Here is a 15804-nt window from a genome sequence, read left to right as displayed (position 1 = left end):
CCCCTTGGCACTCGCAATCTTCGATCTCGACAACACCCTGCTGGCGGGGGACTCGGACTACCTCTGGGGGCTCTTCCTCGCCGAGGAGGGCATCGTCAATCGGGAGGAATACGAGCGGGAGAACGAGCGTTTCTACCGTGAATACAAGGAGGGCCGACTCGATATCCAGGAATTCATGCGCTTCGCCCTGCGGGTCCTGAAAGACCATGAGCCCGAGGATCTGCTCCGCTGGCGGGAGCGATTTGTCCGGGAGAAGATCGAGCCCATCGTCCCGAACGCCGCGGTGGCGCTGGTGGAGCGCCATCGCGCGGCGGGGGATACCCTGCTCATCATCACCGCCACCAATGCCTTCGTCACCGCGCCCATCGCCGCGCACTTTGGCATACCCCACCTGATCGCGAGCATTCCCGAGGAGCGGGAGGGACGTTTCACGGGCCATCTGGCGGGCACCCCCGCCTTCCAGGCCGGCAAGGTCGAGCGCCTGCGCCAGTGGCTGGCCGAAGAGGGGGGCGACCTCGCGGGCAGTCATTTCTACAGCGATTCCCACAACGACATCCCCCTGCTGGAGCAGGTGGAATGTCCGGTGGCGGTGGACCCGGACGAGACCCTGGCGCGACATGCCCGGGCGAAGGGCTGGCCCATCATATCCCTGCGGGGCGAGGCCTGAGATAAGGGCCAGCGGACGGGACCATGCCATCGTTTCGGCTTCTCTGGCGCGGGTTGCGCCTCCTGCTCCATATTCTGACGGCCACCCTCCTGGTGGCTAGCGCCGTGGCGCTACCCCGGGCCCTGGGCCTACGCCCCGCCTGGAGACCGACCCTGACCCGCTGGTGGTACCGGCGCCTGTGCCGGATTCTGGGCCTGCGGCTAGCGGTGGCGGGGAGCCTGGCCCCCGGGATTCTGCTGGTAGCCAATCACATTTCCTGGCTCGACATCCCCGTGCTGGGGGCCCAGGGCGACGTCGCCTTCCTGTCCAAGGCCGAGATCCGCGCCTGGCCCCTGATTGGCTGGATGGCCGAGGTGCTGGGCACCCTCTTCATCCACCGTGGCGCCAATCAGGCCCGGGGCATAGCGGACCAGATTGCCAGCCGGGCCCGGGCCGGCCGGGTGGTCGTGATCTTTCCCGAGGCCACGACCGCCGACGGCAGCCGACTGCGGCCCTTTCATCCCCGCCTCTTCGCCGCCGCCCAGGAGAGCGGGGCCTGGCTGCAACCCGTCGCCCTGCGCTATGGCAAGCCGGACCGGCTGGATCGAATCGCGCCCTTCATCGGCGATGACCACCCCCTGCCCCATCTGCTCCGGGTGTTGCGCAATCCGGGCATCCGGGTTCAGGTCCAGTTCCTGCCGCCCCTGGCGAGCGCGGGTCTGGACCGGAAGGGGATGGCGGAGGCCTGCCGGCGGGCCATTGGCGATGCCTTGGGTTTGCCAGGGGACAGCTAGCCGATCGGGGCCCTCGTCACCACACCGGGCCCTTGGCGCCAGCCCGGTCCACCCCTAACGAAAAACCGCGCCGAAGCGCGGTTTTTTTGGGCCTGTCCTAGGCCTGTCTCCCATCCTGGGGGCAAATCACAGGGACTAATCCTTACTTGGCCTCGGCGGCGGGAGCGGCCGGAGGAGCGGGCGGGGCATAGGGGGCACCATAAGGAGCACCGTAGGGCGCGCCATAGGGGGCACCGTAAGGGGCGTAGCCGTAGGGGCCACCCCAGTAGGGGGCATAGCCATAGTAGTCCTGATAGCGGTTATAGCCACGGCCCCAGCCACGTCCGCCACCGGACATGTTCATGTTGAAGTCACCATAACCGTCACCGAACATGTCGTTCCACCAGTTGTTGGAGTTGTTGCCCCAACCATTGTTGCCCCAACCTGGGCCGCCCCAGAAGGCGGAAGCGGAAGCGGAGGCACCCAAAAGGGCGGCGATGGCGACGGCGGTAGCAAGCTTTTTCATTCGGATTCTCCTATTTATCAGTGGGCTGTTCATCAAGCGAGACACTCTGCGTGCCTACGGTATCTATAATATTAGCATTTGATTATTTTCAAAATCGGATTTTTTTATCACCTCCCGGGTTGTCATAGACAGATTCGAATACAGGCCCCGCGTGGCTTGGCCAGCCAGGGCCCTCAGGGGTCCCGCAACTTCCTGGCCACTTCCGTCAGATCCCGCCACGCCAGGGCCTTCTGCTCTGGCGAACGCAAGAGATAAGAGGGGTGGAAGGTCACCATCAGGGGCACGGCGTCGGGCCCGAAGCTGAACCAGCGTCCGCGCAGCCGACCCACGGCCTCGCCGGTGGCGAGCAGGTGCTGGGCGGAAATGCGCCCCAGGGAAAGGATGATGCGCGGCTGGACCCGCTCGATTTGCGCCATCAGGAAGGCACGGCAGGCCGCCGCCTCCTCGGGCTTGGGATCGCGATTGCCGGGCGGCCGGCACTTGAGGATATTGGCGATATAGACCTGGCCACGATCCAGGCCAATGGCAGCCAGCATCCGGTTCAGGAGTTGACCGGCGCGGCCGACGAAGGGCTCGCCCTGGCGGTCCTCATCGGCGCCGGGGGCCTCGCCGATCAGCATGAGGTCGGCATCCTGGCGACCCACGCCAAAGACGGTCTGGGTGCGGGTCTCCCACAGGCCACAGGCCTGGCAAGCCGCGACCTGGGCCTGCAACGCCTCCCAATCCAGGCCGACGCCGTTACCACCGGAGTCGAAAGCAGGCCAGGTGGCAAGGGGGGGGACCAGGGCCAACGGCACGGTCTGCGGAGGGATCGGGGCCGGGGTCGGCGCGGGGTCGCGGCGAGCCATCGCCACCTCGCCCCCCGCACCCGCCCCGGGCATTTTGGCCTGATCATCGCCAACCGCAACCCGCGGGCGCCAGGATTGGATACCCATGGCATCCAGATAGAGGTGGCGCCGGCTGGGGTCCATGGCGCTCAAGCCTCCTCAGACGTCGGCGGCCTGGGGGTGGGCCCGCTGCAGGGGCTTGAGCACCTTATTGCAGGCATTGATGTAGGCCTTGGCGGAGGCAATGATGATATCCGTATCCGCCCCTTGGCCATTGACGACGCGACCACCCTTCTCCAGCCGCACCGTGACCTCGCCTTGGGCGTCGGTGCCGCTGGTGATGTTGTTGACCGAGTAGAGTCGCAGCACGGTCCCGGAGTTGACGATGGACTCGATGGCCTTGAAGGTGGCATCCACAGGGCCGCCACCGATGGCCGCGCCGGGCTCCTCCTGGCCATCCACCAGCAGGACCACGTCGGCCCTGGGGGTTTCGCCGGTCTCGGAGCAGACCCTCATCGACACCAGTTTAACGCGCTCGTTGGTGGCGTCGAGATTGGCGTCGGTCACCAGGGTCTGGAGGTCCTCGTCGAAGATCTCGTGCTTTTTATCCGCTAATTCCTTGAAGCGGGCGAAGGCGGCGTTGAGTTCTTCCTCGGAGTCGAAGCTGATGCCCAACTCGACGAGACGGCTTTTGAAGGCATTGCGGCCCGAGTGCTTGCCCAGCACCATGCGGTTCTCGGTCCAGCCCACATCCTCCGCGCGCATGATCTCGTAGGTCTCGCGGTGCTTGAGGACGCCGTCCTGGTGGATACCGGACTCATGCGCGAAGGCATTGGCGCCCACCACCGCCTTGTTGGGCTGTACCGGGAAACCGGTGATGCCGGACACCAGCCGCGAGCAATGCAGGATTTGGGTGGTGTCGAGGCGGGTGTCGCAGGCGAAGTGATCCTGGCGGGTGCGCACGGCCATGACGATCTCCTCAAGGGCGGCATTGCCGGCCCGCTCGCCCAGGCCGTTGATGGTGCACTCCACCTGGCGGGCGCCATTGCGCACCGCCGCCAGGGAATTGGCGACGGCCAGGCCCAGGTCGTTGTGACAATGGACGGAAAAGACCGCCTTGTCGGCATTGGGGACCCGCTCCAGCAGGTTGCGGATGAGGTCACCGAATTGATAGGGCACGCTGTAACCCACGGTGTCCGGGATATTGACCGTCCGCGCGCCGGCATCGATCACCGCCTCCAGGACCCGGCAGAGGAAATCCAGTTCGGAGCGACCCGCATCCTCCGGGGAGAATTCGACATCGTCCGTGAAACGCCGGGCCCGCTTGACGGCATGGACCGCCTGCTCGACCACCTGATCAGGGGTCATGCGCAGCTTTCGCTCCATGTGGATGGGCGAGGTGGCGATGAAGGTATGGATACGGGCCGACTTGGCGCCGGCGAGGGCCTCGCCCGCGGTGTCGATATCGCGATCCATGGCGCGGGCCAGGCCACAGACGGTGCTGTCCTTGATAACCGCGGCCACCGCCTTGACGGCCTCGAAGTCGCCAGGACTGGCGATGGGAAAACCCGCCTCGATCACGTCAACCCGGAGCTTTTCCAGGGCCTTGGCAATGCGGACCTTTTCCTCCTTGGTCATGGAGGCGCCCGGACTTTGCTCGCCGTCCCGGAGAGTGGTATCGAAAATGATGAGATGTTCTTTGCTCATGGAGCGCTCCTGCCGCGCCTGGACCCTCTGGGCCGGCGCTATCGATGAAATTTAGGTCTGCATGGTCGCGTAATCTGGGGCCCCCGCCAGGGCCTGTTTGTCTCGTCTGCCCCTCAGGGCAGCAGCGGACGCGCCAGCAGGAGGGGCCGAAGCTGGAGCCTGGCCAAAAGCAGGGTCGCGGTAAGGCGCGAAAGGTAACTGGAAGTCATACTCGACAGAATAGGTGGTCTTCTCTGAAACTGGAATATAGGGCAAGCGACGACGGATGCCAAGAGCCCCAGCGCCCGTGACAGCCCGCGGCTTGCATGGAAAGCGGGCCGCTATCATATAGAATTGAGTTGAACAGACCCGATTCATTGGCCAGGGCCCGGCGCTTGCCGGGGGTTCATCCTCACCTTTCGGACGGCATGCGCAATGGAGTACAAAGACTATTACAAGACCCTGGGGGTGCCTCGCGACGCCACCCAGGAGGCTATCAAGCAGGCCTACCGCAAGCTCGCGCGCAAGTTTCACCCGGACGTCAGCAAGGAGCCGAACGCGGAAGCCCGGTTCAAGGAGATCAACGAGGCCAACGAGGTCCTGAAGGACCCGGAAAAGCGGGCTGCCTACAATGACCTGGGCAATCAATGGCGCGCGGGCCAGGAATTCCGGCCGCCCCCCGGCCGGGGTGGCTTCCACCGGGAGTTTCATTTCAACACCGGCGGCCCCGGCGACGCGGGCGGCTTCAGTGACTTCTTCTCCAGCCTCTTTGGGGGCGGCTTTGGCGGCGCCGGCGGGGATAACTTCGGCGATACCCGGCGCGGTGTCGGCGCGCGGCGCGAGGAGATGTTCCGGCAACGGGGCCAGGACCAGACCGCCCATGTCGAGATCAGCCTGGAGGAGGCCTTCGCCGGCGGTACCCGCGAACTGCGCCTGGAGACCCCGATCCAGGACGGCCAAGGCTATGTCAGCTCTCAGTCGCGCACCCTCAAAGTCCGCATCCCCGCCGGCGTCAGCCAGGGGCGCCAGATTCGCCTGGCCGGCCAGGGCCAACCCGGCGTCGGTGGCGGCCCCGCGGGCGATCTTTACCTGGAGGTCAAGCTCAAGCCCCATCGCCTCTATCAGACCGATGGCCGCGATATCCTGCTGCACCTGCCCGTCGCCCCCTGGGAAGCCGCCTTGGGGGCCAGCGTCCAGGTCCCGACCCTGGGCGGCACCGTCACCCTCAAGATTCCGGCGGGCAGCCAGACCGGCAAGCGCATGCGCCTCAAGGGGCGCGGCCTGCCCGGTGATCCCCCGGGCGACCAGTTGGTGATCCTCGAAATGGTGACCCCGCCCGCGGACACGGCGGAGACCAAGGCCTTCTACCAGCGGATGGCCGACACCCTGGCCTTTGACCCACGCGCCCGGCTCGGAGGCTAACGCCATGAATGAGTCCCCCGACTTCGTCCAGGGGGTGATCCTCGACGAAAACCTGGCCTTGGCCCTGGAGGACCTCACCGACCTGTGCGGCATCAGCGACGAACTCCTTGCCCTGCTCGTGGGCGAGGGTCTGCTGGCGCCGCGCGGCGAATCACCCGCCGACTGGCGCTTCGACGGCCTCCAGGTGCGCCGCATCCGCCGCGCCCTGCGTCTCAGCCATGACCTGGAACTGGATTGGCCCGCCACCGCCCTCGCCCTGGACCTGCTCGACGAGATCGATCGTTTGCGGGAGCGCCTCCAGGGCCTGGAGCTACAGGTGGTGCGGCGGGACTAGCCCCTCCTCCCGGCGCGGCCTGCCGCTTCCGGTATTACCCCCCACGCCAACCGACCCTGCCAGGCCCCTTCACGGGGCCCGTTCGGGGTTACCGCAACGCCCACGACCGCCGCCCCACTGGCTCAATATGGGCTGGTGCCGGCTATCCCGGCATGTTACGGTTACTTGAATTGAATGCCGATGCGTAGGCTTGCGATCCGCCTTGATGGTTGGATTCCCGACACACGCCGGTCCACCCTTCCAGACGACTCAGGGGAATAAGGATGCAGATACGGGTTGGATACGAGCTGATTTACGAGTGTCCACGGCCGACACCCATGTTGCTGACGCTGAATATCCATTACAGCCGCGCCTCCGATGTGGTTGTCGCCGACCACATCATCACCAACCCACCCCGGCCCATTAGTGCCTACCGGGACGGTTTTGGTAACTGGTGCAGTCGCATCGTCGCGCCTCCGGGGCAGATCCGCATCTCCTCGGACGCCCTCGTCAACGATAGCGGCTTACCGGACGAGGTCCATCCCTACCTGGCGCAACACGCCGTGGAGGATTTGCCGGCGGATACTCTGGTGTATCTGCTGGGCAGCCGTTACTGCGAGACGGACCGCCTCTCCGAAACGGCCTGGTCGCTCTTCGGGCAGACGCCTCCCGGTTGGCCACGCGTGCAGGCCATCTGTGATTTTGTCCACGCGCATATCGCCTTCGGCTATGAACATGCCCGGGCGACCAAGACCGCCCTCGAGGCCTTCCAGGAACGCACCGGCGTCTGTCGCGACTTCACCCATTTGGCGATTGCCTTTTGCCGGGCCATGAACATTCCTGCCCGTTACTGCACCGGCTATCTGGGCGACATCGGGGTGCCGGTCACGGGGCCAATGGATTTCTCGGCCTGGTTCGAGGCCTACCTGGGTGGACACTGGTACACCTTTGATTCGCGTAACAATGTCCCCCGCATCGGCCGGGTGCTGATCGCCCAGGGCCGGGATGCGGCGGATGTGCCGATCAGTCACACCTTTGGCCCCAATGAGCTGAAGAGCTTCAAGGTGTGGGCGGACGAGGTGGTCGGTCAGCCACGGGGCTGACGTCAATGCGGATGATGGCTCCCCTGCCGGGCCAGCAACCCATCGCGCTTTTGGAAGCCGACGAACCCGACGCCTTTGAGGTCGTTAACCGCCAGGGTGGCGGTATGGCCATGCTCGTCTGCGATCACGCCGCCAACCGGGTCCCACGCCAACTCGGCTCGCTGGGCCTGGACGCCGCCCAGTTAGCGGATCATATCGCCTGGGATCCCGGCGCGGCCGAGGTGGCGCGGCGCCTCTCGGCCCATCTCAATGCACCCCTGGTCTTGAGCGGTTACTCGCGCCTGGTCATCGACTGCAATCGGCCCCTCGGCCACCCACAATCCATTGCCGAATTGAGTGCCGGGGTGCCCATCCCCGGCAATCTCGGTATCTCCGCCGCGGAGCGCGAACGCCGGGGCGCGACCCTGTTCCAGCCTTATCACGACGCCATCGCCGGACTGCTCGCTGAACGCCGCCAGCGGCCGACGCTGCTGCTCAGTATCCACAGCTTTACCCCCGTTCTGAATGGCCAGCAACGGCCTTGGCAGGTGGGCATCTCGCACTGGCGGGATCGAAGGCTCGCCGATGGGCTGATCCAGGCCCTCACCCGCGATCCGGAGTTGACCGTGGGCGATAACGCGCCCTATCCCATCGAGGCCAGCATCGACTACACCCTCATCCGCTGCGTAGAAGGTTTCGCATTGCCAGGCGTCATGATCGAGATTCGCCAGGACGAGATTCACACCCTGGCGGGCGCCGCTCGCTGGGCCGCGCGCCTCGCCGAGGCCTATCGGCTGATCGAGGACGAGGCCCGATGCTTAGCGGGTCACTGACGCGACATCCTCCTGACAACGACCGGCGGTCATGTTAAGGAAGATGTCGCGTTAGCCAGGACGCTTGCGGTGTCGTTTGCGGCTCCTGTTTGAGGGGTGGCATCGATCTTGACCCTGAGGGTGATCGACCCCGACAGCGAATGGCGCCGGCACCGTCACTGGTTCGCAATGGCCGCGAATACTCGAAGAGGGGCTAGACTCAGCCCTTCGGGCGGGGTAAAAAGGGCTAGGAAGAGGCAACGCCACCGACCGAATGAGCGATCCGCATGTGACCAATCCCGAAATACTGAGCCAACTCAGCGGCCTGCAAACCATGATGGCGGACCTGATGCGAGGCCTGCCCGCCCATGAAGCCAACCAGCGCTTCCACCCCCGGCTCGCGCCCCTGGCCTGGTATCTCGGTCGCTCCGTCTATCGCGAACTCTATTGGCTACGGGAATTCCTGGCGGGAGACACGGAGCTGGCGGAGCGGGTCCGCCCCATCTTCGCGACCCAAGAAGCGGAGGCCCCCGCGGATCTGCTGCCCCCGCGGGACCATCTGCTGGCCTGGGCCGGGGAAGCGCAGGGTGAGCATCTGCGCCGGCTGGCGACCCCCGGGGCCTTGCCGGACAGCCCCTGGCTCCAGGATGACCGCCTGCCCTGGTTCCTGCTCCAGGAGACGGCGCGGGATTACGAGGCCATGCTCTGGGTCTTGCTCGCCCGTCGCCTGTCAGGGTCCGAGGAGGCTCCCGGCGGCGAACCCCTGCGGGCCCGCCCCCCCTCCACCCTGACGGTGGCGATGACTCAGGGTCACTACCGGATCGGTTCCCGCGAGGAGTCCTTCGCCTACGACAACGAATTCCCGCCCCAAGCGGCGGAGTTGTCCAGCTTCCGCATCGCCCGGCTGCCCGTGACCAATGCCGAGTTCCTGGGCTTCATGGCCGAGGGCGGCTATGCCCGCCCGGAGTTCTGGGATGCGGAAGGACAGGCTTGGCTGACCACCCACCAGGCCACCGCCCCCTGGCACTGGCGCCAGGACGAGGATGGCCACTGGTTCGGGCTGGGCCTCAACGGGGCGCGCCCCCTGACCGCCGAGGAGCCCGTCGCCGGGCTCGGCCGCCACGAGGCCCGGGCCTATGCCACCTGGGTGGCAAGTTTGGGGGGCGACCTCGCCGGGGCCGTGCTCCAGCATGAATATCAGTGGGAAATCGCCGCCCGCGCCGGCCACCTCCAGGGCACGGGCCGAGTTTGGGAGTGGTGCGCCAACCCTTTTCATCCTTATCCGGATTTCAGCCCCTCCCCGGAGCCATCGGCGTCCCAGCTTGCCTTCGCGGCCCAGCACGGCGTCCTGCGCGGGGCCAGCCTTTACACTCAACGCTGCCTGCGCCGCGCCAGCTTCCGGCACGCCGCCGGCCCAGAGGATCGGTACCGGGTCTCCGGCCTGCGCCTGGTTTTCCCTCCCGCCTAGACTCAACCCCAGCACCCGGTCTTGCGATCCTGGTTCCTTCTATGCTGCGCTGCAATACAATGGATTTATATAATTTGTTTTTTCAATAAAGGCTCAAGGTGTAACTTAGTCCTTGATTTATCCAGCGCAAGACTTCGCGCCCTGTTCGCCGGCCTTCCCGCCGAGAACCCACAGGGCGGCGCCTACCCGGTAGCGCCCCGCCAGCAACCCCCCCGAGCCGCCTTTCCCGTCAGCGGCCGACATCAAAGGAAGTCAACGATGGTGTCTATTTTCGTTGCCGTGGCCTTCATGAGCGTCCTGGGCCTGATGCTGGCTTCCATCCTGGTGGTGGCCAATAAACGCCTCTTTGTCTTCGAGGACCCCCGCATCGACCAGGTCGAGGAGTTGTTGCCCCACGCCAACTGCGGCGCCTGCGGTACGGCGGGCTGTCGGCCCTTTGCCGAACTCCTGGTCAAGCGGGAGATCGAGCCCGGCAAGTGCACGGTCAACTCCAAGGATATGAACCAGGTCATCGCCAACTTTCTGGGCGTGGCCATGGGCAACCAGGAGAAACAGGTCGCCCGCCTGGCCTGCGCCGGAGGTTCCCACGTCGCCTACATCCGCGCCTCCTACGGCGGCATCAATTCCTGCCGGGCCGCGGCCATGGTCTCTGGGGGTGGCAAAGGCTGTTCCTGGGGTTGCCTGGGGTTGGGTGACTGCGAGCAAGTCTGTGACTTCAAAGCGATTCACATGAACCGCTATGGCCTGCCAATCGTCAGCGAATCCGATTGCACGGCCTGCAATGATTGCGTCGAGGTCTGCCCCAAGGACCTCTTCAGCCTGCAACCCGTCAGCCACCAGCTCTGGGTCGCCTGCAAAAACCGGGAATTCGGGGATGAGGCCGAGGCCGAATGCAGCGTCATCTGCACCGCCTGCGGCCGCTGCGCCCAGGACTCTCCCGAGGGTCTGATCGAGATCCGCGACAACCTGGCGGTCATCGATTACTCCAAAAACAGCCTCGCCTCCCGCGTCGCCATTGAGCGCTGCCCCACCGGCGCCATCGTCTGGCTGGAAAAGGGCGGCCAGATCGAGAAGGGCAAGGACGCGCGCAAGGTGATCCGCAAGGAGGCCCTCAAGTCCGCGAACGCCAAGCCACTGCCCGTGGTCCGGGCCTAGCGGCCGTTCACCCCGAATTTAAACCTTATCCAGTGCCCAAAACGACAAGAATCCGGATCACCCGCGCCTTCCAGTGCCGGGATTCACTCCTACCAGACCGCTGAGAAGAACATGGCCATATTCGGAAAAAAAGACGAGAAGCCCTACAAGTATCCCGGCGTCCGCCAGGCGATGGACGGCAACAGCGCCGTCATCCTCTGCGAGCGCGAGGCCTCGGACGCCGCCGGTGCCTACCCCATCACCCCCTCCACCCAGATGGGCGAGTATTGGGCCGAGGAGGTCGCCAAGGGTCACCTCAACATCTCCGGCAAGCCCCTCATCTTCGTCGAACCCGAGTCCGAGCACGCCGCCGCGGCCGTCACCGCCGGTATGTCCATGACCGGCCTGCGCGCCACCAACTTCTCCTCGGCCCAGGGCGTGGCCTTCATGCACGAATCCCTGTACGGCGCCGTCGGCAAGCGCCTGCCCTACGTGCTCAACATGGGTTGTCGCGCCATCACCAAGGCCAGCCTCAACGTCCACTGCGCCCACGACGACTATCACTGCATCGATGACACCGGCTTCTTCCAGGTGTTCGGCAAGAACACCCAGGAAGCGGCGGACCTCAATCTCATCGCCCGCAAGGTCGCGGAACTCTCCCTGACCCCGGCGGTCGTGGCCCAGGACGGTTTCCTCACCACCCACCTGATCGAACCCCTGATGGTTCCCGAGCGGGCCCTGGTGGCGGAGTTCCTCGGCCGTCCCGCGGACATCATCCCCTGCCCGACCCCGGCCCAGAAGCTGGTCTATGGCGAGACCCGCCGCCGCATACCCGAGGTCTGGGATGTGGACAAGCCCATGGTGTCGGGTCCGGTACAGAATCAGGATGCCTACATGCAGGCGGTCGCCGCCCAGCGGCCCTACTTCTTTCAGCATATCGCCGCCCTCGCCGACCAGGCGATGGATGAGTACCACGCCCTCACCGGCCGCCGTTATCGGCGCGTCCGGGGCTACCGGATGGATGACGCCGAATACGTCATTCTGGGTCAGGGCAGCATGATCCTCCAGGCCGAGGCCGTGGCCGACTACCTGCGCGAGACCCGCAAACTCAAGGTAGGCGTGGTCAATCTCACCATGTTCCGTCCCTTCCCCGGCGACCTCCTCGGCCCCATCCTCAAGGGCCGGCAAGGCGTGGCCGTGCTGGAAAGAACCGACCAGCCCCTGGCGGAGGATCTGCCCATCATGCGGGAGGTCCGCGCCGCCCTCACCAAGTGCCTGGAGAATGGCGGCATCGGCCGCGACGAGCGCCCGCCTTTCCCCACCTACGCCACCTACAAGTCGGGTGACATGCCCCGCCTCTACTCGGGCTGCTACGGCCTGGGTTCCCGGGATCTCCAGCCCGAGGGGCTGATCGCCGCCATCGAGAACATGCTGCCCACGGGCCGCCGCCAGCGGTTCTTCTATCTGTCGATCGACTTCATGCGCGAGGCGACGGACCCCAAGGAAGAGATCCGCCTCCAGGCCCTGAGCGAGGCCTATCCAGACGCCATGAACCTGGCCCTCAAGGGCAGCGAGAACCCGAACCTGCTCCCCAAGGGCGCCATCACGGTGCGCCTGCACTCGGTGGGCGGCTGGGGCGCGGTGACCACGGGCAAGAACCTGGCCATGACCCTCTACGACCTGCTGGGCTTCGACATCCGCGCCAACCCCAAATACGGTTCCGAGAAAAAGGGGCAGCCCACCACCTACTTCCTGTCCGCCGCCCCCGAGGCCATCCGCCTCAACTGCGAATACACCTATGTTGACGTGGTGATGTCGCCGGACCCCAACGTCTTCACCCATTCCAATCCCATCTCGGGTCTGAAAAAGGGGGGCGTCTTCATCATCCAGTCCAGCCTGAACACCGCCGAGGCGGTGTGGGCCACCTTCCCCATCCAGGCGCGGCGCTTCATCATCGACAACGAGATTAAGGTCTTCTACGTCGATGGCTTCAAGATCGCCCGTGACGAGGCCTCCGACGTGGAACTCCAGTTCCGCATGCAGGGCAATGCCTTCCAGGGCGCCTTCTTCGCCGCCTCGCCACTGATGGAGCGCGCCGGCCTCGACGAGAATGGTCTCTTCCAGGCCATCGAGGACCAGTTAAGGTCCAAATTTGGCGGCAAGGGCGAGCGCGTGGTGCAGGACAACCTGCGCGTGGTGCGCCGCGGCTTCGACGAGATCATCGAGATCAAGGACAAGCCCTTCTCCACCGGCCAGCTCATCCCGCACAAGACGCCCAAGTTGCCCATCATGCTCAAGCAACTGCCGGAGGGCGATGGCTTTATCTCCGACGTCCACCGCTTCTGGCGGCAGACCGGTTACTTCTACGCCACGGGCCGCGGTAACAGCAACCTGGCGGACCCCTACCTGGCCCTGAGCCTGATGCCGGTCGCCACCGGCGTCTATCGGGACATGACCCAGATCCGCTTCGATTATCCCAAGTTCTTGCCCGAGAACTGCACCGCCTGCGGCGGTTGCTTCGCCACCTGCCCGGACAGCGCCATTCCTGGTCTGGTCAATACCGTCGCGGATATCTTCAACACCGCCATCCAGCGGGTTGAGAAGGGCATGCCCACCCAGTACCTTCGCCGCGAGACCCGCAAGGTCGAGAAGCGCTTGCGGGAATTGCTGGAAGGGGCGGGCGAGAGCGCCAGCACCCACGTCCTGCTCGACCAGGCGGTGCTGGAGACCCTGGCCGCCTCCGAGCTGGGAGGTGAGCAGAAGGCGGCCCTGGAGAAGGAGATGGGCCTCTTCCTGACGGCCCTGGCCGACTTTCAGCTCGCCGTTACCAAGCCCTACTGGACCAACCGCGAAAAGAAGGAAAAGGGCAGCGGCGGCCTCTTCAGCATCACCATCAATCCCTACACCTGCAAGGGCTGCATGGAGTGTATCGAGGTCTGCGAGGACGGCGCCCTGGTGGCCGAGCCCCAAACCGAACAGGCGATCGCCGAGATGCAGGCCCGGTGGGGCTTCTGGCTCAACCTGCCGACCACCCATCCCGACTTCATCCGCATCGACGACCTCAACGAGAAGGTCGGTGCCCTGGAGACCCTGCTCCTCGACAAGTCCAATTATCAATCCATGGTCTCCGGCGACGGCGCCTGCATGGGCTGCGGCGAGAAGACGGTCATCCACCTCTTCACCGGCACCGTCACCGCCCTGATGCAGCCGCGCATCAAGCAGCACCTGGCGGAGCTCGACGACCTCATCAACCGGCTGGAGACCCATGTCCGGCTCAAGCTGGCGTCCTGCGTGGACCTCACCAACACCGCCGCCATCGCCAAGGTGCTGGATGACAACCAGGACAAGGACATCACCCTTGGCGACCTCTCCGCCCAGCTCGATCAGGGCCACAAGGCGCATCCCGTCGATCCCGAGTGGCTCGGTTGGGTGACCAAGCTGCTGGGCCAGTTGCGCGACCTCAAGGGCCGCTACACCGACGCCCAGCCTCGCGCGGAGATGGGCGTGATCAACTCCACCGGCTGTACCTCGGTCTGGGGTTCGACCTACCCCTACAATCCCTACCCCTTCCCCTGGACCAGCCACCTCTTCCAGGATTCACCCTCGGTCGCCATGGGCATCTTCGAGGGCCACATGGGCAAGATGGCCGAGGGCTTCAAGGCCCTGCGCATGGCCCGGATCGAGTTGGACAAGGGCTACCAGGCCGCCGAACACCAGGCCTTCATGACCTATTTCAACTGGAAGAATTTCACCGAGGAGGAGTGGCGCCTCTGCCCGCCCGTGGTGAGCATCGGCGGCGACGGCGCCATGTACGACATCGGCTTCCAGAACCTGTCCCGCGCCCTCATGTCCGGCATGCCCATCAAGGTCCTGGTCCTCGATACCCAGGCCTATTCCAACACCGGCGGCCAATCCTGCACCTCCGGCTTCATCGGCCAGGTCGCGGACATGGCCCCCTATGGCAAGGTGTGGAAGGGCAAGACCGAGATCCGCAAGGAGATGGGCCTCATCGGCATGGCCCATCGCACCAGCTTCGTGCTCCAGGGTTCCATCTCCCATATGAGCCATCTGCTGGAGGGCTACATCGACGGCCTCAACAGCCACCGCCCGGCCCTGTTCAACATCTACGCGGTCTGCCAGCCGGAACACGGCGTCCCCGACGACAGCTCCGAGCGCCAGAGCCGCCTGGCGGTGGAGTCCCGGGCCTATCCCCTCTTCCGCTACGACCCGGATGCGGGCACCACCTTCGAGGAGTGCTGCTCCATCGAGGGCAACCCCAACCTCGAGGACGACTGGATCTCCTGGGCCGTCCAGTACCAGGACGAGGCCGGCAAGGCACAGCGCATGGAAGTACCCATGACCTTCGCCGACTTCGCCATGACCGAGGGCCGCTTCCGTAAGCACTTCCGCAAGGCCCCGCCGGAGACCTGGAACGACGCCATGGTGCCTCTGCATGAGTTCCTGGACCTGGACACCGAGGAGCGGGAGGACAAATTCCCCTTCATTTGGGGCGTGGATGGCAAGAATCGCCTGATGCGTGCCCTGGTGTCCCATGAGCTGGTCCTCTCCTGCGAGGAGCGGCGGGGCTTCTGGCGGCAACTGCGCGGCCTGGTGGGACTGGACCACCCCTTCGACGAGGAGATGGTGCGCAATCAGGCCAAGGCCGAGATCGCCCAAAAGCTGACTTCCAGCCTGCTCGCCCTAGCCCTGGGCGGTGCCGGGGCCGGAGTCCTGGCGGACTTCGCCCCCAATTCGGGCGGCAACGGCACGAGCGTGGCCGCCTCTGGCACACCCGGAGCCGCGGCTGGCTGGGAGCCGGTCTGGATCGAGAGCCCCGAGTGCACGGCCTGCGACGAGTGCATGAACATCAACCCCAAGCTGTTCGCCTACAACGCCCAGAAGCAGGCCATCGTCCTGGACCCCAAGGCCGGCCCCTTTAAGGACATCGTTAAGGCGGCGGAGAAGTGCACCGCCAGTTGCATCCACCCCGGCACGCCCTTCAACCCGGCGGAGAAGGATCTGGAGAAGCTCGTCGCCCGGGCGGCCAAATATCAATAGTCCGGACCCCGTCCGGCCCGCCACGGCGGGCCGGTCCCGGTATCCTTGTTGCGGAAT

At 65.4% G+C, this 15804-nt stretch carries 12 protein-coding genes; 9 read left to right on the top strand and 3 right to left on the bottom strand.

The window, feature by feature from the left end; genetic code table 11:
• Positions 1 to 4: 4 nt before the first annotated feature.
• Both IPN92_06325 and IPN92_06320 read left to right on the top strand, forming a co-directional pair.
• Positions 5 to 667 (top strand): HAD family hydrolase, encoded by a 663-nt coding sequence (locus IPN92_06325; protein ID MBK8637909.1) that lies wholly within the window; start codon positions 5 to 7, stop codon positions 665 to 667.
• Positions 668 to 690: 23 nt separating this feature from the next.
• On the top strand, positions 691 to 1440 hold the full coding sequence (locus IPN92_06320) for a 1-acyl-sn-glycerol-3-phosphate acyltransferase (protein MBK8637908.1): 750 nt from the start codon (positions 691 to 693) through the stop codon (positions 1438 to 1440).
• A 142-nt stretch (positions 1441 to 1582) separates the two neighbouring features.
• Here the strand turns inward: IPN92_06320 and IPN92_06315 are convergent, their stop codons facing one another.
• The 3 genes from IPN92_06315 to IPN92_06305 all read right to left on the bottom strand — a co-directional run bounded on the left by IPN92_06315 (position 1583) and on the right by IPN92_06305 (position 4479).
• Positions 1583 to 1945: a sulfur globule protein CV1 gene (locus tag IPN92_06315; GenBank protein MBK8637907.1), complete on the bottom strand. Its 363-nt coding sequence runs from the start codon at positions 1943 to 1945 to the stop codon at positions 1583 to 1585.
• Positions 1946 to 2118: 173 nt separating this feature from the next.
• Positions 2119 to 2916: a uracil-DNA glycosylase gene (locus IPN92_06310; GenBank protein MBK8637906.1), complete on the bottom strand. Its 798-nt coding sequence runs from the start codon at positions 2914 to 2916 to the stop codon at positions 2119 to 2121.
• A 15-nt stretch (positions 2917 to 2931) separates the two neighbouring features.
• Entirely contained in the window at positions 2932 to 4479 is a 1548-nt protein-coding gene (locus IPN92_06305; GenBank protein MBK8637905.1) for a 2-isopropylmalate synthase, read from the bottom strand.
• Between the two features lie 414 nt (positions 4480 to 4893).
• On the opposite strand from IPN92_06305, the gene IPN92_06300 reads away from it, so the two are divergent.
• From IPN92_06300 to IPN92_06270, 7 genes are all read left to right on the top strand, one after another.
• Entirely contained in the window at positions 4894 to 5880 is a 987-nt protein-coding gene (locus IPN92_06300) for a DnaJ domain-containing protein (protein MBK8637904.1), read from the top strand.
• A 4-nt stretch (positions 5881 to 5884) separates the two neighbouring features.
• The gene (locus IPN92_06295; GenBank protein ID MBK8637903.1) at positions 5885 to 6214 is read left to right on the top strand and encodes a MerR family transcriptional regulator; all 330 of its coding nucleotides are present in this window, start codon (positions 5885 to 5887) and stop codon (positions 6212 to 6214) included.
• A 263-nt stretch (positions 6215 to 6477) separates the two neighbouring features.
• Positions 6478 to 7296 carry a transglutaminase family protein gene (locus tag IPN92_06290; GenBank protein ID MBK8637902.1) on the top strand — a complete coding sequence of 273 codons (819 nt, stop codon included), beginning with the start codon at positions 6478 to 6480 and terminating at the stop codon, positions 7294 to 7296.
• Between the two features lie 11 nt (positions 7297 to 7307).
• Complete coding sequence (locus IPN92_06285; GenBank protein ID MBK8637901.1) at positions 7308 to 8108, top strand: N-formylglutamate amidohydrolase; 801 nt, start codon at positions 7308 to 7310, stop codon at positions 8106 to 8108.
• Between the two features lie 253 nt (positions 8109 to 8361).
• Positions 8362 to 9555 carry an SUMF1/EgtB/PvdO family nonheme iron enzyme gene (locus IPN92_06280; GenBank protein ID MBK8637900.1) on the top strand — a complete coding sequence of 398 codons (1194 nt, stop codon included), beginning with the start codon at positions 8362 to 8364 and terminating at the stop codon, positions 9553 to 9555.
• A gap of 258 nt (positions 9556 to 9813) precedes the next feature.
• Positions 9814 to 10710 carry an RnfABCDGE type electron transport complex subunit B gene (locus IPN92_06275; protein MBK8637899.1) on the top strand — a complete coding sequence of 299 codons (897 nt, stop codon included), beginning with the start codon at positions 9814 to 9816 and terminating at the stop codon, positions 10708 to 10710.
• 117 nt (positions 10711 to 10827) lie between these two features.
• Positions 10828 to 15747: a 2-oxoacid:acceptor oxidoreductase family protein gene (locus IPN92_06270; protein ID MBK8637898.1), complete on the top strand. Its 4920-nt coding sequence runs from the start codon at positions 10828 to 10830 to the stop codon at positions 15745 to 15747.
• The last annotated feature ends 57 nt before the right edge of the window (positions 15748 to 15804 follow it).

This window comes from Chromatiaceae bacterium, assembly GCA_016714645.1.
Taxonomy (GTDB): Bacteria; Pseudomonadota; Gammaproteobacteria; order Chromatiales; family Chromatiaceae; genus M0108.
Note: the sequence above shows the minus strand (reverse complement) of the source record. Positions and strands in the feature narration are given on the sequence as shown.

What these genes read in the sequence shown, in the direction of transcription:
- IPN92_06320 (MBK8637908.1), top strand. Translation starts at nt 691, where the DNA reads ATGCCATCGTTTCGGCTTCTCTGGCGCGGGTTGCGCCTCCTGCTCCAT.
- IPN92_06315 (MBK8637907.1), bottom strand. Translation starts at nt 1,945, where the DNA reads ATGAAAAAGCTTGCTACCGCCGTCGCCATCGCCGCCCTTTTGGGTGCC.
- IPN92_06310 (MBK8637906.1), bottom strand. Translation starts at nt 2,916, where the DNA reads ATGGACCCCAGCCGGCGCCACCTCTATCTGGATGCCATGGGTATCCAA.
- IPN92_06305 (MBK8637905.1), bottom strand. Translation starts at nt 4,479, where the DNA reads ATGAGCAAAGAACATCTCATCATTTTCGATACCACTCTCCGGGACGGC.
- IPN92_06300 (MBK8637904.1), top strand. Translation starts at nt 4,894, where the DNA reads ATGGAGTACAAAGACTATTACAAGACCCTGGGGGTGCCTCGCGACGCC.
- IPN92_06295 (MBK8637903.1), top strand. Translation starts at nt 5,885, where the DNA reads ATGAATGAGTCCCCCGACTTCGTCCAGGGGGTGATCCTCGACGAAAAC.
- IPN92_06290 (MBK8637902.1), top strand. Translation starts at nt 6,478, where the DNA reads ATGCAGATACGGGTTGGATACGAGCTGATTTACGAGTGTCCACGGCCG.
- IPN92_06285 (MBK8637901.1), top strand. Translation starts at nt 7,308, where the DNA reads ATGATGGCTCCCCTGCCGGGCCAGCAACCCATCGCGCTTTTGGAAGCC.
- IPN92_06280 (MBK8637900.1), top strand. Translation starts at nt 8,362, where the DNA reads ATGAGCGATCCGCATGTGACCAATCCCGAAATACTGAGCCAACTCAGC.
- IPN92_06275 (MBK8637899.1), top strand. Translation starts at nt 9,814, where the DNA reads ATGGTGTCTATTTTCGTTGCCGTGGCCTTCATGAGCGTCCTGGGCCTG.